Source organism: Halorubrum tibetense (assembly GCF_055396225.1).
In genome coordinates this window covers 377,847-397,918 of the sequence record NZ_AP043742.1, presented here as the reverse complement: position 1 = coordinate 397,918, position 20,072 = coordinate 377,847, and the positions used below count along the sequence as shown (strand labels likewise).

15 protein-coding genes, 1 tRNA gene and 1 pseudogene are annotated in these 20,072 nt (G+C 55.3%); 10 read left to right on the top strand and 7 right to left on the bottom strand.

Translation table 11 applies throughout. The annotated features are described in order from the left end of the window. Positions 1-6: 6 nt before the first annotated feature. Complete coding sequence (locus ACZ5TV_RS01925) at positions 7-3,633, top strand: helicase-related protein (protein WP_379778203.1); 3,627 nt, start codon at positions 7-9, stop codon at positions 3,631-3,633. Next, positions 3,623-4,051: a phospholipase D-like domain-containing protein gene (locus tag ACZ5TV_RS01920; RefSeq protein ID WP_379778174.1), complete on the top strand. Its 429-nt coding sequence runs from the start codon at positions 3,623-3,625 to the stop codon at positions 4,049-4,051. The genes ACZ5TV_RS01925 and ACZ5TV_RS01920 overlap by 11 nt, the downstream gene beginning before the upstream one ends. A gap of 187 nt (positions 4,052-4,238) precedes the next feature. Here the strand turns inward: ACZ5TV_RS01920 and ACZ5TV_RS01915 are convergent, their stop codons facing one another. The 4 genes from ACZ5TV_RS01915 to ACZ5TV_RS01900 form a co-directional block, all read right to left on the bottom strand. Continuing rightward, positions 4,239-4,469: a hypothetical protein gene (locus ACZ5TV_RS01915; protein ID WP_379778176.1), complete on the bottom strand. Its 231-nt coding sequence runs from the start codon at positions 4,467-4,469 to the stop codon at positions 4,239-4,241. A 167-nt stretch (positions 4,470-4,636) separates the two neighbouring features. Then, on the bottom strand, positions 4,637-5,725 hold the full coding sequence (locus ACZ5TV_RS01910; RefSeq protein WP_379778177.1) for an outer membrane protein assembly factor BamB family protein: 1,089 nt from the start codon (positions 5,723-5,725) through the stop codon (positions 4,637-4,639). A 136-nt stretch (positions 5,726-5,861) separates the two neighbouring features. After that, a complete protein-coding gene (locus ACZ5TV_RS01905; RefSeq protein ID WP_379778179.1) occupies positions 5,862-6,326 on the bottom strand; it encodes a hypothetical protein in 465 nt (154 codons plus the stop codon). A 182-nt stretch (positions 6,327-6,508) separates the two neighbouring features. Continuing rightward, positions 6,509-7,228, bottom strand: coding sequence for a hypothetical protein (locus ACZ5TV_RS01900; protein ID WP_379778181.1), 720 nt, complete (start codon positions 7,226-7,228; stop codon positions 6,509-6,511). Between the two features lie 881 nt (positions 7,229-8,109). Here ACZ5TV_RS01900 and ACZ5TV_RS01895 point away from each other — a divergent pair. From ACZ5TV_RS01895 to ACZ5TV_RS01860, 8 genes and pseudogenes are all read left to right on the top strand, one after another. Further along, positions 8,110-8,340: a transcriptional regulator gene (locus tag ACZ5TV_RS01895; protein WP_379778183.1), complete on the top strand. Its 231-nt coding sequence runs from the start codon at positions 8,110-8,112 to the stop codon at positions 8,338-8,340. A 73-nt stretch (positions 8,341-8,413) separates the two neighbouring features. After that, complete coding sequence (locus ACZ5TV_RS01890) at positions 8,414-8,872, top strand: DUF6884 domain-containing protein (RefSeq protein WP_379778185.1); 459 nt, start codon at positions 8,414-8,416, stop codon at positions 8,870-8,872. Continuing rightward, positions 8,872-10,116 carry a tRNA-guanine transglycosylase gene (locus tag ACZ5TV_RS01885; protein WP_379778187.1) on the top strand — a complete coding sequence of 415 codons (1,245 nt, stop codon included), beginning with the start codon at positions 8,872-8,874 and terminating at the stop codon, positions 10,114-10,116. The genes ACZ5TV_RS01890 and ACZ5TV_RS01885 overlap by 1 nt, the downstream gene beginning before the upstream one ends. Positions 10,117-10,198: 82 nt before the next feature. Next, positions 10,199-11,668 carry an ATP-binding protein gene (locus ACZ5TV_RS01880; RefSeq protein ID WP_464384058.1) on the top strand — a complete coding sequence of 490 codons (1,470 nt, stop codon included), beginning with the start codon at positions 10,199-10,201 and terminating at the stop codon, positions 11,666-11,668. An 84-nt stretch (positions 11,669-11,752) separates the two neighbouring features. Next, the gene (locus ACZ5TV_RS01875; RefSeq protein ID WP_379778191.1) at positions 11,753-13,777 is read left to right on the top strand and encodes a tRNA-guanine transglycosylase; all 2,025 of its coding nucleotides are present in this window, start codon (positions 11,753-11,755) and stop codon (positions 13,775-13,777) included. A 349-nt stretch (positions 13,778-14,126) separates the two neighbouring features. Then, positions 14,127-14,957 (top strand): annotated as a pseudogene (locus ACZ5TV_RS01870) (IS5 family transposase). Between the two features lie 191 nt (positions 14,958-15,148). Further along, a complete protein-coding gene (locus tag ACZ5TV_RS01865) occupies positions 15,149-15,586 on the top strand; it encodes a hypothetical protein (protein ID WP_379778193.1) in 438 nt (145 codons plus the stop codon). A 740-nt stretch (positions 15,587-16,326) separates the two neighbouring features. Beyond that, complete coding sequence (locus ACZ5TV_RS01860) at positions 16,327-17,439, top strand: tyrosine-type recombinase/integrase (protein WP_379778195.1); 1,113 nt, start codon at positions 16,327-16,329, stop codon at positions 17,437-17,439. 12 nt (positions 17,440-17,451) lie between these two features. On the opposite strand, the gene ACZ5TV_RS01855 is transcribed toward ACZ5TV_RS01860, so the two are convergent. The 3 genes from ACZ5TV_RS01855 to ACZ5TV_RS01845 form a co-directional block, all read right to left on the bottom strand. Further along, positions 17,452-18,552 (bottom strand): tyrosine-type recombinase/integrase, encoded by a 1,101-nt coding sequence (locus ACZ5TV_RS01855; protein ID WP_379778197.1) that lies wholly within the window; start codon positions 18,550-18,552, stop codon positions 17,452-17,454. 195 nt (positions 18,553-18,747) lie between these two features. Beyond that, positions 18,748-18,822 (bottom strand) — tRNA-Glu (locus ACZ5TV_RS01850). Positions 18,823-18,993: 171 nt separating this feature from the next. Beyond that, on the bottom strand, positions 18,994-20,058 hold the full coding sequence (locus ACZ5TV_RS01845; RefSeq protein ID WP_464384057.1) for a zinc-binding metallopeptidase family protein: 1,065 nt from the start codon (positions 20,056-20,058) through the stop codon (positions 18,994-18,996). Between the last annotated feature and the right edge of the window lie 14 nt (positions 20,059-20,072).

The following is a 20,072-nucleotide window of genomic DNA, read 5'->3' as shown; positions in this document are numbered from 1 at the left end:
GGAGATATGCCGTACGGAATCGACGAAGTTCGAAGCAAGGGTAGCTTCTTCGAGGAGGAGAACGGCCGTCCCCGTTTCAAGCTCGCAAATTGCTGGTGTAGCACCGACGACGAGACTCACTCGTTCGAGTACTTCGGCACGTCCCGTGACTACCGGATCCGGTGTGAAAACGATCCGGATCACGAGTTCGACCTCGGTGAGATAGTTCTCCACCGCGAGGAGATCAAGGACCACACGCCGGACATCCTCTTGACTACGCTCGAATCGCTCGAACTCTTCGCCCTGAAACCGAATTACAACATCATCGACGACGCGGACACAATAGTCTTCGACGAGGTTCACCTCTACACCGGACTACGCGGGGCTCACGCCGCTCAGATTGTCGATAACATCGATCGAATCACAGACCAGAACCTTCTGTACCTCGGTGCCAGTGCGACGATTGACAACCCGGAGCGGTTCGGAAAGAAGCTGTTCGACGTCGGGCCGAACTTAGAAACCGTCGACGTCCCCGAATCGGATATAAACCGGAACCACGACGACAGGGAACACTACCACTTCCTGATCTCGTCCGAAGACGGACCGGGCGCTTCCTCGATGATGATCCAGCAGCTCATGATGTTGGGGCACGGAATGCTGGAACGTGGCAACTGGCGCGGGAAGGTCCTCTCGTTCATCGACAGCACCAGTCAGATCAATCAGAAGGCGGCACAGTTCGATAACGCCGATTCGACTCGCCGACTCTGGCAATACCATCGCTCCGGTGACGGATTCGAAAACTGGGACAACCTCTCCGAGTCGATGGGATACGACTTCGTCGACGAACCGCTGGAACTGATGAGAGTCTTCGCCGACAGGGGTTTCGATGTCGACGAGGCCGCCGCCAGCGACCTCCTCTTTTCCACGTCGTTCCTGGAGGTTGGAATCGACGTCGGCGAGATATCGATGGTGACCCAGTATCGGACCCCTCAGGACCTCTCGTCGTTCACCCAACGGATCGGGCGTGCCGCCAGGGAGGAAGGGATGGACTCGCACATCTTCGTGTTCCTCTCTAGCCTAACCGGCGACGCGAATATGTTCTACAGAGCTGATCGGTTCCTGGAATCGAGTCTTCGAACACCCCTCAAGCCCGACAACGAAGTTGTCGAATGGATACACGAACAGCTGTACTCGTACTACGCGGTCGTCAGCGACATCCGGGACGGAGGAATGATGGATCTCCGCGAGACGCACACCGAGTTCTTCGACCGGTTGATACGGCAGGAACTCGGCTTCGAAGAGTTCCACCGGTTCCTCGATAACCCGGATAGCTTCCTCGACGACTACGTGGAACTCTCTGACGCTCCCAGGATGCCGTTAATCGCGGAAGGACCCGTCTCTCAGTTGGAGTCCGCGTTGACCGACCGAGAAGACGCCTTAGACGAGGAGCTGTCCGAACTCGGCGAACTCGTCGACATCGACGGAGATACGATCGTCAGAGGTGGTGACGCGTTCGAACAGTACATCGGGGAGATTGAATCGCGGATCCTCACCGCGATATCGGACTACCGTGACACGCTGACTGAAGTCGAAGAGGGGTTCGAGTCCGCCGAGATCACGACGCCGACTTCGAGGATCGAAGAGGTCAGGGATGAACTGGAGGACGTCCGATCGACGATCGAACACGGGGAGTGGTCCACTGACGAAGAGCGCGTGGCGGGATACAACCAGTTACTCGCGTCGCTCGCCGGAACCGGCGGGCAGCTGATGGGTCTTCGCGGTCAGGTTTCCCCACACGTGGACGGTGAAGTGTCGGGAGTCGGTCTGAGCGAAATCGAGGACCTACAGAAGGCGATGGACCTCCTGAGCGGTGTGGCGGGGGACGAACGCCTCGAACGTATTCGGACTGAGCTCAAGCAGATCTACTACCTCCAGCAGACCCTATCGAAATTCAAAGAATACGCCGACCTGGATTCGGACCCAGATTCCAGATACAAGACACCGTGGCTCAGCCTCTGGTACGTCAAGGATCTGTTCCGCGCCGCGTACTACTTCGCTCGGTTCCTGAGCGTTACGGACGACGATCCCCGCGAGAAGGTCTGGTACGTTCCGGAGAACTACTTCGATAGCAGCGGGCAGTACTTCACTGTGTTCTACGGTGGAGACGATCATAGCGGCTCCGAGGAGTCGGTGGACGGGATCGTTTCCTCTCACGCGCCCTACAACGCTGAGTATCAGGGTACGCCCGGGTTCCTTCAAGTCTTCATGCCCAGGACGAAGATTCCAGAGGGAGAGGACTTGGACGGCGAAGACCCGCCGCGTGTCGTTTTCGACTACGAGAAGACGGAGGGATTGGAAGTCGACAAACAGGATCGGATGTGGATCCCCGAGTCCATTCAGCTTCGTACCGTTCCCGACCTCACCGATGACTCGGCACAAAACATCGTCCGGTACTGCCCAGACTGTCTGCAGATCATGGACGATAGGGAGAGCTGTCTGTATCACGGAAACAGCGATGTGGGCAAGATCCACGGTAGTGCCCGCGTAAAGACCGTCACGAGGGAGCGAGAGGTAGACGAAGCCGTCGGCGAACTCAGTCTGTGCGACGTGGTGGGAGACGTGACCCTGGAAGGCGTCTCGCTTTCGATCACGCCGGCGAAGTGGAGCGGATCGGACATCGGTTTCACGTGGGCGGACGAGCCGCGGAAGAAGCGCGAGATAGAGAGCCCGGACCCGCCGCTCGGGTTCACGCTCGACACTAGGGGGCTCGTCTTCGACATCTCCGGGTTCGTCAAGTCGCTCGGGGACGACATCCGAGAGGAGGTGTCTCGGTACAAGGACTTGGAAGAGGTAGACCTCGAATACATCGCCCATCACACGGCGGCGCACTATCTCATGCAAATCGTCTCAGACGTGAGCGGCGTCAACACGACGATGCTCTTCTACGGGATGGACCCGTCGACACGGGAGGTGTTCATCTTCGAGCGAACCGAAGGCGGACAGGGGATAGTGGACTTGGTCTTCGACGAGGTCACCACGGATCCAGGATCGGTCTTGGAGGCGATGAACCGTACGGGCTACAACTCGCAGGTGATCAACGAGCGACTTTGGGCCGACGCCGACGTGATCGATTCGCTCCCGACCGACAGCCAGCTAACCGAAGACCGGGCGCGCGAAATCGTCGAAGAGTTCGGTGAAGACATCCCCTACGGTAGTGTTCGGGACCGAGTCGCCGAGGAGTTCATCTCCACTGCTGACCGTGCCGCTCAGCTCAGAGGGAACGTCGAAACAACTGATCTCGAAGACGCGTACCATCTCAAGAACGCTATCGCAAAGGCCCAGATCGAGGGGACCGACAGCTTCCCCGAACAGGAGATCCGCACGTCGGGTGTCGAAGCGAGTGATGCCGCGCTCCAGACCGCGAAATCGCTGTTCTACTCGCCAGATATTGACGGATGCGTCGAGAATCTCCACCTGAGCGGTTGTATCTCTGGTCACGAACAAAGCGACTCGCTGAGTTACGTTGTGCTCGAAGAGCTTAGAGACTTCCTGCTCACGGAGGTTAATGAATCCGACGCGACAGAACACATGTTCGACACCGAACGACTCCCGGCCGCCACAATAGATGACACGCACATTTTCCTTGACTTCTGACGGGCTCAGCACCTACATCGGGTACGCCCTCTACAGTAGCGATGAGGTCGCGCTCGTCTCGCCTTGGATAAGCGACATCACCGTCAAACTCCCCGTGAACGATGAGTTCGACGACCGCCGGATGCTCCTGTCTGAGGCCATCCGAAAGCTGGAGGGAGACACGCGTGTAACCGTGTTGATTAGGTCTGGAGAAGAGCACAATAACTACATTCGGGGCGAGTTGTCCGAGACTGTCCAAGTGCATTCCATCCACGACCTTCACGCGAAGTGCGTTGTCGCTCCCGAACACGTCTACACGGGTTCAGCGAACATCACTCGCGGGGGGCTACACATCAACCGAGAACTCTGTCAAATCAATGAAAACCCTTACGACTCCGTCTCGGGATATCTCCGCGAGGAGTTGGAGCTATACTACTGAGTTGCACGGCTCTGTTGAAGCCCTATTCTTCAGACATATTATCGTCTGAAACAGCTGTTCCCTGAAGAGTGCTTATTGAACGCTGCTAGATCTGCCGATTCTGATCCGCTTTCTAAGAACCGTGCAAGATGGAGTCCGCGTATCTCGAACAGCTAAATAGCTTGAAAGTGGTATTATTTGGACACACTCATCGACGAATACGATATTCGTTAGATACGCTCTCGTCTTCGTGTCTAATTACTTCATACTCAATATCATCAAACTCTATCACACCGAATGTAAGTTGCATCCCCAATTTGGAGCTATCATCAATACCGGCGGTTTCAGCTATCTCCCCGGCACGAACCGGATTCTTCCCTTCTTGAACTAACTCTTTACAGGCCAATTCGACCTCCTGTGCATATTCATCATTGATCATAATGTCTTGTCGTATTTATTGTTTTAATAGTATTTATTTTTTCCAACACCCCTGTATTGACCGCAGAGGATTTAACCAATTCAGCAGGAGGTTTCGATAGCCGTGTGAGATATAGCGGGGTATCCACACGGACAGTTACTCAAGTTTTGTCTGTTAATTCATAATTTTCAGAAATCAATTGTATATGCATGGAGTGATCGATTGTCATCTGGTATTAATATATGATCAGAGGCCACGGCGTGGCCGACGTTAGTAGGTAGTTCTGCATCTAATAACTCCGATACCTCTCCTGAATCTCGGTCCACATGTACAACACCACCTAATGATGCGGCAACGATTAATTCACCATTCGCGTATTGGTTAGGAAGATTACCTCTGCCTGCCGGACGTTCCGTTGTCGTCCACAAATCCTCATCAATTGAATAGTCGTATAGATGAAGTCCATTCCCATCTTGATAATACAGATCTCCATCAATTACTGAAACTTCTGCTCTCCCATCTGTTGATATCTGCCTTTCAACGTCCCCAGTTTCAATATCTAATAGATGAATTCTTTCATCATCAGCAGAGAAGACAGCAAAGTCATCAAGAATATTTAAACTCTCGGAACTGATATCGCCAGGAGGCTGATGGTTCCACTGCTCTCCACCATCTGCCTGATCGACTGCATATATTTCAGTACTCCCGACACCAATTACGTAATTATTGTCTGCCACTGGTGGACTTCCATAAAAAGAAGCCTCATATTCCCATTCAATTTCCCCAGACTCTGGATCAATTGATTTTATCCCCCCGTAAGATGTGAATAGGCCGTTTTCAGTGAAGACGTGGGCTCTTCTTAGGTCATCCTGTTCCCAAATTATTGAGCCATCGGATTTATCCAATGCATACACGGAGCGACTACCACTGTCGTAAGTTGTGAACACATGATCATCGCCTACTGTAGGTGTGTATGTACTCACCGGGAGATCATCAAACTGAAAATTCCATAATTCATCACCTGATGAAAGGTCAATGCAATATATTCTGTTATCGTCACTATAAGCAAAAACAGAGTCACCATCACTCGCAGGTACCGAACTGATTGTATTTTCTGATTCAAACGTCCAACTTTCCACCAGCTCAATTGGTTGGTGTTCTTCCTCTTCCTCAGGACTTTCCTCTTCCTCTTCCTCAGACTCAGGATCTGAAGATGCACATCCTGCGAGACCAGCTAAACCGCCAACAGCGATTAAATAATTTCTTCGTTCTTTCATGGAATGAGGTTCGATTTTCATGTATTTAAAATATGCGCAATACCGTGCAATTGTCCTGATCAAGTCGGCCCATCTGTGAGATGGCGAGTCCCCTGTGACACATACGTGCGTTGTATTGACCGTGACCGGCAAAAATTCATCCGACAATGGATGCCAACTCCATGGTCATGGCGTCGGTCTTCTCTTTCCATCCAGGTGGTCTTTCTTCTCCGGATTTCGGAGGATCTATGCCAAATCCTATTGGGCAGTAATTCAGTTCGTCCAAAGACTCTGCTGCTACTCTACCGACGAACTCAGCGTTTTTGCGTTTTGAAGAGATACCTCCCGATACCAGATCGTAATGATGGGTGAATAGTTGCACTACGGTCACGTTTTTCATCGATTCAGAGTCGCTGAGGTGGCGAAATATCTTCGCCGTGTTGTCTGCCGGGTCCGCGCGCCGCCATTCCAGCTCGATCAGAACCGTGCTGTCAGCGCTTACTCCGGCTAGATCAACAGGAGTACCAGAGATTCCGTATTCAGATTTCCAATTGTAGGCGCTCTTCTCTCGTACGAGCCCGTTTTTCAGACGAGCAACCACGTCATCAGCGAATTCACCCATTGTGTAGGATCTGAGAGTCTTGAATCATCAATCCTGTTTCGATTCCATGTGTGGTTTCTGGTCTTTGACCCTCCCGAGTACTGAGTGTTCAGCACCGACGCCGTGTCAAGATTCATATCTTCTCCCAGATTTGGTTGTGGATTAGGTGGTACGGTAAGAGCGACATTCACGAAAGAGACTTCCTACCCAACAGGCCCAATACGCGTCACCTTTCCAGCTTCAACGAGCCGTTCAATCCCATCTACCGACGGAAACCCCCAGGGAGTACCTTCTGAGGCTTCCCCTACAGGAACGGAACGGAACAATTCACCATCACGACCGAGCACCTCTAACCGACACTGATACCCTCCCAAGTCGAATACACCGATCTCGAACCCCACTCCGTCAATGGTTTTGATTCCGGCTGAGCCAGAGCGGTAACCGAGTATCTCGTCGACACGGAACTCGTCCATGCTCTCGACAGCGAAGTCGAAGTTACGATACGTAATCGGGTCACCCAGGTCGAGCATACCTCCCGCCTCGTCGAACGATCCGAACGTGAACGGCCCGCGTAGCTCCTCGTCGAGGGCTCGACGCGCCTCAGCTCGCTGCTCACCGCGATTGATGTGGAAGACCCAGTGGATCACGAACCCGAGACGAAGCGCCTCCCTGGTCTTGGCTCTGTACTCCTGATCGGATCCGTCGACGAACTCGATCCATCGATTCACGGTCGGACTGAGGACGTGGACATCGGGGACTCTATCAGCGACCTTTTTCTCAAATCTATATTCCCCGTCGAACTCAGGGTCCTCCCGATGTTGTCGACGACGGTCGAACTCGGCCTTGGCCCACAAGTGCCGGTCTGATTCCATCCCTGCCGTCCGGTACTCGTTGATGTCCAGCGGGTACTTGTCAACATTCATCGCTCCGTACCTCGGCGTGATTTTGGGTCATCTCTCATGTATCGTGAATGATTGTCGTCAGTGACTTCAGCCGAACATGAGCCATATTTCAGCCCCTTTCGACGACCTGTGCTACCTCGCGCGAGTTCGGAGATTGCCTCTTGCGCTTTACTGGATTAATTCACGGTGCAATCGTCCCTATACGTATTTTCTGTTTCGGCGCTGTCTCCGAACTGACCACGTCGTTCGGCCGGTCCACGACGAGCGTACCTTGCGAACTCGACGCGACTACAACGCTACGACTCCCGCACCCGTGTGTGACTTCGGAGAGTGTGAAATACTCCGAGCAACGAGTCTTCGCGTATTGTCCGCACTCTGTATGTTTCCTGAAAAGGGAAGACACGGACGATGCCCCACCACGGACATCGTCCGCACATGCGATGGAACCTCCACTCCTACCACACCACTGACCGAGCGGCGGCGACAGTCCACCACGACCGTCACCGTATCTCGGGGGCGAGACCGCATCAAGCGGTACACGTTCCCGATGCCGACGTGGTGATGTAGGCAGCTCTCTACCGCTGGGGGTACGCCCACCCACCGTTCTGTTCACCCCCGTCCACCCAGTGTCCAATTGAGGACGATCATATCGTTCGTTTTGATTCATATTAGTTGGCATCGTACTCGACCTCGTCGATTTCTGTCTTTTTTATCATCGTTTGTCGTTCTCCGTCCAATCGTGGTTGGGTCGGTCAATGATTCGTTCTCGTATTTGAATTCTCGGCGGGTGTCTCTGCCCGCCACATCCATTAGTCAAGCATCTATTGGTATAAGCCTTTGGCTATTCGTCTAATGGATAGTGACCCAATAACGATTTGTGACATCCCTTCGGAACACACGACATGGCGAACAGAGAGCGTAACGAGGACGACGGAAAGTTTACTGAGGAGTATCCTCTGGAGGACTTCCTCGACGCTCTCGATGAACTCGGACCGTCTGGAACAACCGACGTTTCGGATTACGTCGGCTGTGACAGGCGTACGGCTTACTTGAAACTACAGGCCTTGGAGGACGACGGTGAAATAACCAGTCGAAAGGTGGGAAATGCTCTTCTCTGGGAGCTTGATGAGTAAATGTGCTTCTCGGGCCGGGCGTTAGCCCAGTCGGTGGGAAGTTTTTAGGTCTCCCGCGTAGGATAGACCTTCAATGCCAACTCTGCTGGTACAGTCCTGTTCGGCCACAAAGAACCAAGTGACGGAGCCGACACGAGCACTAGATGTCTACGACGGGTACTTTTTCAGAATACTCAAAAAAGCGATACGAGAGGAGTCGTTGAGACGCGACGTCGACATCTGTATTCTATCCGCGAAATACGGCCTCATCGACGCTGAGGAAGCCATAACTACGTATGATCGACGTATGACCACCGCGCGCGCTAAGGAGCTCCGTGAATCGGTAACAGACGAGATTCACAAACGTGTCGAGAAAGAAGGATATGGCCAGATCGTTCTGAACCTCGGGAAAGAGTACTTACGAGCAATAGGGAACCTATCCGAGCAGAACGATGTCGACGTGTCGACAATCGAAGGGAGGGGAATCGGGTCGAAGGGGAAAAAGCTGAAGCAGTTCGTGCGGTCGGACGCCGTCCCGACGGTGATAAGCTGATGTCGCGGACCGGATCACAGCGCTTCGACGACGGACAGTTCGAGATCACTGACGAGGCCGGAGACGCTCGAAGCGGCGTGATCCGGATCAACGGCACTCAGTTGGAAACCCCGAACTTGCTTCCAGTAGTGAACTTCTACGCCGGGGGCACTGATTCCAGCCTCTACGGCGGCGGCATCCACCGGACGATCAAGGAATTCATTAACGGAGACCAAGCGGTGAACGGCGGAGATTACGGCCAATACTTCGACGGAGTGATGACTTCGGTCGCCTCGCTGACCGACTACGGAATCTCCCGTGAGCGGTACGAGGACTACGTTGAGGCACCAATAAAGCAACGAGACGTCTTCGACTTCGACGGAACGCTGTTCGTCGATTCAGGGGGATTCAAATTTCTCGGCGATCGGAAGCTCGACGGGAGTGACTTCGAGGTGGAGGTTGATCAGGAAGCGATTTTCGACATCCAACGGAAGCTCGGCGGGGACTTAGTCGTCAACCTTGACCGCCCGATCTCTCCGGACGACTCCTACCAAGAACGCGTGGAGAAGGCCCGACTGACCGCAGAGAACGTCGCGGAGTTTCTCGACCTGACCGACGGAGGTCGGCACACGCGCTACCTGACCCTCCACGGGTACAATTACTCGATGCTCGACACGTTCCTCGAAGAGGTCGACTCAATCATCGGCCGAGATCGAGTCCACCGAGAGTTCGACGGAGTGGCGCTCGGCAGTCTGGTCCCACTCAAAGACAACAAGGGAAAACTCATCACTGCCGTCAGCGATTGTCGTGACGTGCTGAACGACTGGGGATTCGACGATCTCCCGCTTCACGTGCTGGGTATCTCGTCTAGTGCGATTCCCCTCCTCGCGGCCGTAGGTGCGGACACCTTCGACTCTTCGTCGTACATCCACTCGGCGATCAACGGCAAGTACTGTACGTCGTTATACAGTTCCGAGCCAGTCGATGACGCAAACTTCTCGCGCTGTGATTGCCCGGTGTGTAGCGATCCTGAGTTAGTACGCCGCATGGAGGGGGACGCAGAGTACCAGAAGGACAAGCTCGGTGCCGTGGCCATGCACAATCTGATCATCCAGAAGCGCGAGGTTGAGAAGATCAGAACGGCGATTCAGGAGCCTGGAACAGACGGCTTGATCAAGTACATCGAACAGTCTCTCGGCCGACAGCAGTCGATGCAACAGCACGCTCACCGTGTGGTGAACGAGTCACTCGGAGGATACTTTTAACATGACGACGACAAGAACGCCGAAAGTCAATGAAGTGAACGAGTTTCTGGAAATTGCGAGCGACTTCGAGGACCCGCTCGAAGTGATCCGGGAATCGCTATCGAACAGTTACGATGCGGGCGCGACTGAAGTCGAGATTACGATCCGAGACCGACCTATCGGCTCCGAAATCATCATCGATGACAACGGAGAGGGGATGGATCACCAGGACTTGGAGTCGTTCTTCGACCTTGGAAATTCCACGAAGCGGGGGAGAGACGACGGGTCCATCGGGTACAAGGGACACGGAACGAAAATCTTCTACAAGAGCGAACGAGTGCTGGTCAATACCGCCAAGGGTGGGACCAACCTCCGCGCGCAGATGGATCGGCCTTGGGAGAAACTCAACGACCGGACCATGCCTGAATACGAGGTGAGCGAGCGATCGGTCAAGGAAGGGAACTCAGGGACTCGGATCCAGATAACGGGATTTAAATCTGGACGTGGGTTCTCTCCGACGTCGCTCACTTACAACAAGATCGAGCACTACCTCAAATGGAAGACGCTCGCGGGCTCGACGGCGCACTTCTTCGTAGATGACTTCCACGAAATGGAGATCACCGTCCGGCTCGGTGACAAAATCGACGATACTAGGGACGAACTCGTCACGAACAACAAGCTGGAGTTCCCCCCAGAACAGCTCGAACCGGGCGATGGGAAGTTCCCCGAGTCGCGGATGTGCAAACACTACCCACCGCGTGAGTTCTCGGTGGAGATGGAGGAAGGCGGCGAGACGACGGTTCAAGTGGTCGGAATGGTCGGGGGAAAGGATGCTCGGAACGAGCTGCCGACGTACGGTAAGCACTCCGCGCAGTTCGGCGTTTGGCTGGCGAAGAACCATATCAAGGTCGAACGACTCAACGAGGCCATCTCCCACGACAACGAGTTCCTCCACTTCTTCTTCATCGCCAACTGTCTGGACATCGAACTATCTGCGAACCGCGAGAAGGTCCGGAACAAGTCGAGCCCGGTGTACCAAGCGATCGAGGAAGAGCTGAGTCACTATCTCTCGAAGGTCGCCTCGGATCCCTGGTTCAAAGATTACTTGGAGCAACGACGCAGGGCGAAGCTCAGCCGGAGAGCCGAATCACAGCGGTCATCCGTAGAGGAACGCGAAGAGCGGATTGGCGAACGAGAGCGGTTCTCCCCATCGAACGAGTTTGAAGTCGTCTTAGGTCTCGAACGGTCCAACCGTGAGGGAGCGAGCCCAGAGATCGTCGTCGAGGATTACGATCCCGAGTCGGAGGTAGATGCGCTCGTCAGGCAAGGAGACGCAATCTACGCGAGTTCCATCCATCACCGGCTCACCGACCACTTCAACGCGGACAAGCCGTTAGAGAGTGTCGACAAGATCGTCTGCTGGTCTTACGGCGATCGGGACCAGCTCAGTGAGCTCGAACGCCACGGATACCACGGTGGTGACGTTTCGTTTGATCTCGACACCGGCCGGCTCACCTACGAGAACGGTCATCAACAGAATATACACGTGGTTCGGGTCAGAGATCGGTTCTAGCTCGTCAACCCCCTGTGAACGATTCTGATACGGCCACGTAACGGCCGAGTTTATCACCACCCATCGCAAAAGCTGGAGCAGAGAATGGCATCGTTCGAGACCGGTTTTTCCGATGACGCCGGGAACGCTCGTCGCGGGACGATCCATACCTCCCGCGGCGACGTCGAGACTCCCGCGTTCTTCCCCGTTGTCAACTTCATCGGCGGCCCTACGGTGAGGTCGGGCGGTATCTGGAGCAGATTGCGGAACCATCTCTTCGGTGAACCGGAGTTCCAGGGAGCGATGTTCCAGGCGATGAGTTTCCTCGATTTCAATCTCACACCAGAGACCCTGGAATTCTGGCGTGAGCAGTCTCTTCACGAGCACTTCACTGATCACGAACCGGTCAAGCCACATCACGACCGTCCGGACGACTTCACTAAACCCCTGTTCGTCGACTCGGGTGGTTTCAAGCTCCTCAACTCCGACACATTCGGAGCTCTCCCAGAGGAGGGGGGAGACCAGAACAACTGGTCGATCTATACGAACCCGGAGAGCATCCTCGACCTTCAGCTCGATTACGGTGCCGACATCATCGCAACTCTCGACTACCCTATTCCACCGAACCTGAACGAGGAGGAGAAGACCCAGCGAATGGAGGACAGCATCGACAGTGCGATACGCTGTCTGGAACTGCTGGAGGACGAAGAGGATCCGCCGGCCGTGTACGTAGCCATCCACGGTCACGATTACGAGACGATCAACTGGTATGTCGGGACGTTTCTTGATCGAGCGGAACACCTCGACAAGTCCTTCGAAGGGTTCGCTATCGGATCGCTGGTTCCACTACGGACCAACGTTGAGATGCTCGTCGACATCGTTCAAGGGGCAAAAGACGCGATTCCAGAGGACAGGATTGACGACCTTGGGCTCCATTTATTCGGAATAAGCGGAAAATTCACCGCGCTACTGGCACTGCTCGGAGCGGACTCGTTCGATTCGTCTAGCTATGTCCGAGCCGCACAATTCCAGAAATTCATCAATCGGGAACTCGATGTCTCCGAGGACGCAATCGTCCGAGACCCGAACTCAGACGACCACGACTTAGGAGAGTTCGGTTTCGATATCGACAAACGCAATACACGGTGGGATGCAGACTGGTCGAAATTCACCGCCGATGAGCTACCCGATGACTGGGGATGTTGCTGTTCCGCCTGTGAGATTTTGCGCGATAAGGGCTTCGATGAGATGCGTTCAACGTTGTTCAACAGTGAATCGTACAAACAAGGAGATGATGAGGCCCCTATGAAAAGCGATTTTTACGCATTGATCGGGTACCACAATTTCCACGTCTATCAAGACGAGATGGACCACGTCCGGGAGCTAATCGAACGTGGCGACGGCGAACTCCTAGACTACGTCGCCCGGATGGCTCGAAACGGTGTGAGTGACATTGACAACGCTTTGAAGCGTGCCACAGTCCGGGACGATGATCTCGCCAGGGAGTTACAGGAACGAGGGTACAATCGACTGGTCGCGGAAAGAGAAGATCGGGATCAACAACGGCTCGACGTGGGGGTTCCCATCGATGGCAGAAAGATATCGCTCGAACACACACCAGACGACTTCAGCGTCCTCAAACGAGATGACTACGAGATCGGCGGTGAGCGTGTCCTGTTGTTCGTTCCTTGCAGTCAGACGAAGCCATACTCGAACTCTCGAACGCACCGTGCGGTCGCCGACGCTGTAGCGGAGTGGAATGACGATGTCCACAAAGTCACGGTATCGGGGATGTATGGTCCGGTCCCTCGTGAATTCGAGAGAGAATCCCCGGTCATGTCCTACGAATACGTCCTGACCGGTGTTGAGAAAGAGCGTCAGCAACTGGTAGTCGAACGCCTCGTCGACTATCTCGAACGGTACGGGTCCGAGTTCGACGCGATTGCTGGTTACGCGACCAGCAAGACGTATCGGCACGTCATCGAGCGAGCATTTGAGGAGTACGGGAAGGGCACGGTTCTCCCGCGTGACCCCGAGATGCGAGCACTGACTGAGCACTTCCGCGGCACAAACTTACAAGAGTTAACAGACTTCTTGGAACAGGAGCTGTCTTCAGTGTCACGTCAGTAGATTGTAATTCTGAGAACACGACGACTGAGTACTGTGTATTGCCGGTAACCTACCTCAAGATATCTTCCTCAGTAGAAGACAAGGGTGCAGTACTATACAAGCCACTGATGTGGGGACACCAGTCCGATTTTCACTCGGGACACCACACCCTCGTTGTGGCGCGTTGTATCCGCGCGCGAGCTACTACCGACAGAGGGATCTTGCAACGATTCGTTTGTAACTCGGCGACCAGAGTGAGATATCACAATCTGTGAATTCACTACGGTTTGAACGGCTGTGTTGAATCGCCATACAGCAGCGAGGTAGGCCGCTAAATCAAAGGAGTTGAAGCGGGAGGATGTGGTTGTCTATGACCCAAATCTCCCGCTTCATCGGGGAGGTTGTACCGGTTGCTCAAAGAGTTACTGGCGATGGAGGCGAATCCGCCGCCCCGGAAGGTGGCGGCGGATTCGCCGACTATGCACTCGTTTCCCTTCACTGTCTGCGGATTTACCTCGATTCATCGTACCGCATGACGATCGACCTGCTCAAAGAGATGCCACAAATAACCGGGGAGATCGGCCTCAACGCGGCCGATCTCCCCGCGCCGTCCACGTTGTGTAAGGCGTTCGACCGGATCAGCATGAGCATCTGTCGAGTGCTGCTGCGCCAGTCGGCGCAGCTGCACGAACTCTCTGAACACGCCGCGATCGATGCCACGTTCTACGACCGCTCACCAGCCAGCCGCCACTACTGCCAGCGAATCAGCTACCGCGTTCAGAAGCTGAAAGTCACGAAACTCGTCGATACAGCGTCTCAGGCTGTCCTTGACGTTCACTGCTCAACGAACCGAGAAGGAAGCGACGCAGACCTCGCTGAGCAGATCGCCCGCCGGAACGCGGGCGATCTGCGGTCTCTTGCAGCCGATAAAGGCTATGACAAGCAATCGCTTCGTGAAGGATTACGCGACCTCGGGATCAGACCGCTGATCAAGCACCGCATCTTCGCTCCGTACGACCACGCACACAACGCCAGAATCGACGATAACCGCTACAATCAGCGCTCTATGACCGAAACCGTGAACTCGGCTGTGAAGCGCTAGCTCGGCTTCGCCGTGCGAGCGCGGTCGTGGTTCCGTGAGTTCCGCGAAATCGCGCTGATGTGTGTCGTCTATAACATCAAGCGCTTCGTCAAACAGTGAATCTCTACGCCTTACAGCGATTCAACACAGCCGTTTGAACGGAATGAGGTCGTAAATCGCGGAACTGCCTGTGACAGTCGGGTTTTCAGCGTACCTTCTTCGACCGGGACCCGCCTGAAGCCAGAATTTTAAACGTGACTGCTGGTTGTGCCCGTTTGCTCACGCGAGGGTAGACCTCGCGGGCACGACTAATGAGCTCACAAGATGCGAACGAACAGATCGAGACTGTCGAACCGCGAAACGAACACCCGATCGATACGGACATCGTCTGTGCCGCTGCGGACGACTGTACCGTAGATCCGACCGTATTGAACCGCGTACTCGCCGCGTGTAGTCGCTTGTGGGACCCACATAGAGACAAGCTTCGACCCGTCCTCAATGCGTTCCACCGATACGACGAACACTTTGTGTTCATCGAAGCGACCCCTGATCCAGACTGCATCATCGTGGTCGGGACTAGCCTTACCCCGAGCCATGTCGTCCAACGTATCGATCTCGAAGCGATGCTCGAAACAGAGGCCGTTACGCCCGTCGGGATGGGGATAGCCGTGAAAGTCGCACACGCCATACAGGCGGAGCAACTCGTTGGATACGCACCAGAGAATGCTCTCGTGATCCAGGACTGCTAACGTGCTTCTTCGACGGAGAATTCTCGGATGGACGTCCGGATTCAGACAGAATACGGTATCCTCGCTGACTTTCAAACTACGAATTCTCCACTTTCAATCTGTTGAGAGCCATTAATATGGTTTGGGCTGGCTTGAGAGAATTGAGCATGGAAAATATCCGGTTTTTCCTACGGGAGTCGTCACTGACCGCGGTTTTGGATGTTTTGTAACGGTGCTGCCGACCATCTTGCTTGAGTCTCCATCGAGACAGCAACTGCCCGTTCCCACCGCTCTCGGAGGCTCACGAGTCGTCGTTCGCTGTGGACTCCTGTTTGGACCTATGTAGTCATATCGTCCAATACGGATAGACGAAATTGGCCGTATACTGGTGGTTCTGGAACTCTCATTACAAAAGATTCCAGCGATAGGCGACTATGGCGGCATTTCCGTTTGTGAATCTCTCAGCGCCACCGACCACAAAATTCGCAATAAAACTCATCTAGTGGCCGTAAAGCACGTTTAGTGGCTTTTATGGACGTTTCTTCGTTTCTTGTCTCGGCGGTCGCGCAGTCGCTCAGATCTCTCAGAAGGCAGAGTTTTATTTTAAATAGGGTCATATGCCGGTTCAGTTCGATCGATGAACAACCGAAGTCGTCCTGTAGAAACGTGGAGACGTGGGCCTAATGTATCCGTATCCTGTGCCCCGTCGGAAGAACAGCGCTTGCCGGCCCGAGCCATGGTCGCACCCACAGAGGTGAACGATGAGTAGCCGGGGGGACGACGAACAGCCGATCAAGTCAGCAGCGCAATACGAGCCGCTGAACAGTCGTCAACGAGAGATTTACAGCAGCATTCTCGCGGAGTTCGCAGAGTACCTGCGCGAAAAGGGTAAAAATCCGAAGAAAAAGAGGGGATACAGCGACGTTAACGAGCGTATCTCTCGTTTCCATCGCGTCGTTAAATGGGCCTGGAACAACGAAGAATTGACCACTGAATTCACGGCTGATCATGGGGATGCCGCCATTGAAGGCCTTGCTGACGACTCGCTATGCCAGCTGAAGGGTGAACCGTACAGCGAAGGTAGTAAGCGGAAGATCAGCAACGTGCTGGAAAACTGGTTTGAGTTCCGGGACGTTGAGTGGAGTCCCGAGATCAACTTTACTGACAACCGGGCGAAGAACAACGCTGACCCGTACCGGAAAGACGAGCTCCGACAACTCTGGGAAACGTCGCTCAGGTACAAGGAGATCCCGAAGTACAACAATCTCTCTCCTGAAGATCGTGACCGGTGGAAAGCACACATCGCACAGGAACTTGGGAAACCGAAAGAAGATGTGCGTCCTGCTGACTGGGATGCGATCAATAACGACTGGAAGGTGCCGTCGCTGATTCGGACGGCCCGGGAGGCAGGCTGGCGGCCGGACATCGTTGGGCGAATGGCGGTTGAGTGGTACGACCCTGACGCACAAACGATCTACATTCCCGAAGGTAAAGCGCCAAAGAACGACTCATCGTGGGATCAAGAATTATCGGCAGAGGGGGCTCTCGCGCTCGATAAGTGGCTCGAACAGCGTGCGAACCAAGAACTGTACGATGGGCGAAAAGAGATTTGGCTCACCCGCGAGGGGAATCCCTACAGCTCAGGGACACTTAATGATCTTCTTGACAACCTGATGGATGATGCAGGAATAAATCAGCGCGGCCGCAAATTAGTGTGGTACTCGTTCCGTCATAGCATCGGGACCTACGTGTACCATGAATACCACGACCTGCGGGTTGTCGCCGAGGCGCTCCGCCAGAACAGCACCGCGTCGGCGGACCGCTACGTCCATCCACTTCCAGAATTGAAGCAGGAAGTGGCAGATCTCATGTAGGGTATTTCCAGTCTACCCCATTTTGTCCAACGCGTCACGTCGGTCCTCGACCGGCGTCTGATCGTACTTCATTGTCGTCTCAGGCGATTTATGACGGAGTTGTGCTTGTGCCGCAGCCAAGTCCTCTTCTCTCGTCATGTACGTTCCAACTGAGTGTCGAATCGTATACCAACTCATTTGCCGGTTTTCAGTTTCGATATCGGCGACATCACACAGTCGGTGTAACAGTCCTCGAAGCGCCGACACGCCCCACGGGTTCTGTTCTCTCGTCAGCCAGATCGCATCAGTGTCGTCGTACTCAGGATACGCCTGCCGCTCTTCACACCAGTTCTGAAGAATGTCTGCGGTTCGGTCCCTGAGACCGACGATCCAGTGGTCGGTGTTCTTGGCACTGTCCTCTTTCGGGATCCTGAGCACACTGTTATCCGTATCGATCCACGACATCGTTGACCGTTTGACCTCAGTCGGTCTGAGTCCCGTGTCGAGACTCACCCACACGAGCGATGCGATCTTCCACCCGTTTGCTCGGTCCCAATCATCAGGAACCACCTCCGATTTCGGCTTCTCGAACCGCTGGGCGAGATACCGCTTCCATCGCTCACGCTCCGCTGGCGTGAGGTTGTTATATGCCGGCACCGACCCGTATTCGAGAGCTGCGTCACGGATCGCACTTCGTTCCTCCCGAGTCAGATAGTCTCGCGGGTTCGAGCTGCTGTCGGCCGAGAACGTGATGGCTGGCGACCATTCCCCGATGCCCCGCTCGTGACGGAGCCACTTGTAGAGCATTTTCACCGACTTCTGGCAGTTGACTTTGTGTACCGCGCTCACGTCTCGGTGGGCGAGGTGGTCCATCCACGCGTCGGCATGGTCGTGGGTGAGGTTTGCGGTGTACCCCTCTTCTTGCTCCCAAACGAAGCGGTAGAATTGATCCATTCGATACGCTCGGGGTTTGATCGTCCCTTTCGCGTACCCTTTCGCTTTGTCCGGGTCTTTTCCGTACGCGAGAAGCCAGCGTAAGCACTCTTCACGTTCGGCGCGGTAATCGAGAAGCTGACGTTGGTTCAGGTACGATTCCGAATTCTCGGTGACGACGGGATACTCGTTGAGGTTCATCGCCACATCGCCTCCGGAGTACCGTTCGCTGTGCTGTCCCCGTTTGAATCCTTCGAGTCTAATTGGTCCGGCAAATCCGGAAATCGCAAGAAAGCGTCGGGGTGTGTGAATCCTTCGAATTTGTTTGGTCTGCGCATTGAGTCATTCGACCTCGTTCACACAGGCCAAAATCGCAAGACGGCGGAAGGAAAGAAATGCTCCGGCTGGGATTCGAACCCAGGTCATTGCCGTGAGAGGGCAATATGATTGGCCGGACTACACCACCAGAGCGTGCCTCTCGTTGTACGCAATCAGGGGTATGACAGTCGAAAGTAAAACAGTTCCGTTTCGACCCCGCTGTGTCTCGGTTTACCGTGCTCCCGCTGCCGAATAGCGTCGCGTTCGGGACGCCGAAACGCCGTCGTTTTCCGGGCGGTTGAGCCGGAAGGCCGCGCCGAACGGTCAGAGGCTCACGCCGAACGTCTCCACGTCGCCGGCCGCGTCGGCGATCGCGGCGAGGAGGTCGGCGACGGCGTCCAGGTCCCCCGTGTCGACGACCTCGACCGGCGTGTGCATGTATCGGTTTGGGATCGAGACGTTGAGCGATGGGACGCCGCCACGGGCGGTGTAGAACGCGTCCGCATCGGTACCGGTTCGCGAGCCGGCCGCCTGAAGCTGGACGTCGATCCCGGCGTCGGCCGCGGCCCCCCGCGCGACGTCGACCAGCACGGGATGGTTCGCGCTTCCGCGCGTGATCACCGGTCCCGCACCGAGATCGACGGGGCCTTGATGTTCTGTGTCGACATCGGGGTTGTCGGTCGCGTGCGTGACGTCGACGGCGACGAACGCGTCGACCTCGTCCAAGTCGAACCCGACCATCCGCGCGCCGCGCAGGCCGAGCTCCTCTTGGACCGTCGATACGGCGTACACAGTGGCGTCGACGTCGGCGGTGGCGGCACGGCGGAGCCCCTCGGCGGCCGCCCACGTTCCGGTTCGGTTGTCGATCCCACGGGCCGCGATCCGGTCGCCGACGAGCTCCCGGAGGCCGGTGGAGAAGGTCACAGGGTCTCCGACCTCGACGTGTTCACGCGCCTCGGTGGCGTCGGCGGCGCCGATATCGACGAACTGGCCAGTGATCTCCTCGTACTCGTCTTCGGACGGATCACGGAGGTGGATCGCGGTCTGGCCGATAACGCCCTGCACGGGGTCGTCGGCGTGGACCGTCACGTGCTGGCCCTTCGAGACGGTCCGGTCGGAGCCGCCGACGGCCGCGATCCGCAGGAAGCCGTCTTCGAGGATGTCACGAACGATGAAGCCGATCTCGTCGCCGTGTCCCGTGACGGCGATCGTCGGCGCGTCGGGGTCGCCCTCGTGGACGGCGACGGCGTTGCCGTACGCGTCGGTGAATACGTCGTCGGCGAAGGCGTTGACGTACTCGATCCAGACGCGCTGTGTTGCCGTCTCGAACCCGGAGGGGCTCGGCGTCGCGAGGAGATCTTCGAGGAACGTTCGGTGTTTGTCGTCCATGTTCGTGGCTACAG

Coding starts and splice junctions, on each gene's coding strand:
- ACZ5TV_RS01925 (WP_379778203.1), top strand. CDS start 7: ATGCCGTACGGAATCGACGAAGTTCGAAGCAAGGGTAGCTTCTTCGAG.
- ACZ5TV_RS01915 (WP_379778176.1), bottom strand. CDS start 4,469: ATGATCAATGATGAATATGCACAGGAGGTCGAATTGGCCTGTAAAGAG.
- ACZ5TV_RS01910 (WP_379778177.1), bottom strand. CDS start 5,725: ATGAAAGAACGAAGAAATTATTTAATCGCTGTTGGCGGTTTAGCTGGT.
- ACZ5TV_RS01905 (WP_379778179.1), bottom strand. CDS start 6,326: ATGGGTGAATTCGCTGATGACGTGGTTGCTCGTCTGAAAAACGGGCTC.
- ACZ5TV_RS01900 (WP_379778181.1), bottom strand. CDS start 7,228: ATGAATGTTGACAAGTACCCGCTGGACATCAACGAGTACCGGACGGCA.
- ACZ5TV_RS01895 (WP_379778183.1), top strand. CDS start 8,110: ATGGCGAACAGAGAGCGTAACGAGGACGACGGAAAGTTTACTGAGGAG.
- ACZ5TV_RS01890 (WP_379778185.1), top strand. CDS start 8,414: ATGCCAACTCTGCTGGTACAGTCCTGTTCGGCCACAAAGAACCAAGTG.
- ACZ5TV_RS01885 (WP_379778187.1), top strand. CDS start 8,872: ATGTCGCGGACCGGATCACAGCGCTTCGACGACGGACAGTTCGAGATC.
- ACZ5TV_RS01875 (WP_379778191.1), top strand. CDS start 11,753: ATGGCATCGTTCGAGACCGGTTTTTCCGATGACGCCGGGAACGCTCGT.
- ACZ5TV_RS01865 (WP_379778193.1), top strand. CDS start 15,149: ATGAGCTCACAAGATGCGAACGAACAGATCGAGACTGTCGAACCGCGA.
- ACZ5TV_RS01860 (WP_379778195.1), top strand. CDS start 16,327: ATGAGTAGCCGGGGGGACGACGAACAGCCGATCAAGTCAGCAGCGCAA.
- ACZ5TV_RS01855 (WP_379778197.1), bottom strand. CDS start 18,552: ATGAACCTCAACGAGTATCCCGTCGTCACCGAGAATTCGGAATCGTAC.
- ACZ5TV_RS01845 (WP_464384057.1), bottom strand. CDS start 20,058: ATGGACGACAAACACCGAACGTTCCTCGAAGATCTCCTCGCGACGCCG.